Origin of the sequence: Limnospira sp. PMC 1279.21 (assembly GCF_032349615.1) — a bacterium.
Lineage (GTDB): Bacteria > Cyanobacteriota > Cyanobacteriia > Cyanobacteriales > Microcoleaceae > Limnospira > Limnospira fusiformis.
This window is the reverse complement of sequence record NZ_JARPLU010000552.1, coordinates 1-423: the sequence shown is the minus strand read 5'-3', so window position 1 is coordinate 423 and position 423 is coordinate 1. Positions and strand designations below refer to the sequence as shown.

The following is a 423-nucleotide window of genomic DNA, read 5'->3' as shown; positions in this document are numbered from 1 at the left end:
ACTTAATCCCTTGAGAGCTGTCACGACAACTTCTAAACCTGGCATCAGGACTGGCGCTCAAAGCCTGATAGGCATCAAAGATGGCATTTTGCCGAATATGGCAGGGTGTTTCTTTGACCCATGCAGGCAAGTCGCTCTGCATCACTTTATTGCGTAACTTTAACTTGCTTAGTCGTTTACCACTCCGGGATAATGCAATTGCTTGGTTGTAGCAATACCGACAAGCAGCCAGCCATTTACGCCAGACTTGATTTAGCTCGGGGCTGGGGTAAATCCGGATCTTCTTTGACCTGAGTTTTGTATTTACTCCGTCCGTATAATCTGGAGCTAAAGCAGTGGAGGATGGCGAGGATGTCCTCAACCATTTCTCGTTCTGGACTGAGACTTGTCTGGTTGAGAACCATGAGTGAACACCTGTTTTGC

1 protein-coding gene and 1 pseudogene are annotated in these 423 nt (G+C 47.3%); both read right to left on the bottom strand.

All coding sequences use genetic code 11. The features are described from left to right. Positions 1–274: helix-turn-helix domain-containing protein (locus tag P5683_RS25905; protein WP_396442821.1), on the bottom strand; the 274-nt coding region annotated here is incomplete at its 3' end. Continuing rightward, positions 237–423, bottom strand: a pseudogene (locus tag P5683_RS25900) (IS607 family transposase); the annotation flags it as partial. The gene P5683_RS25905 and the pseudogene P5683_RS25900, both read right to left, overlap by 38 nt.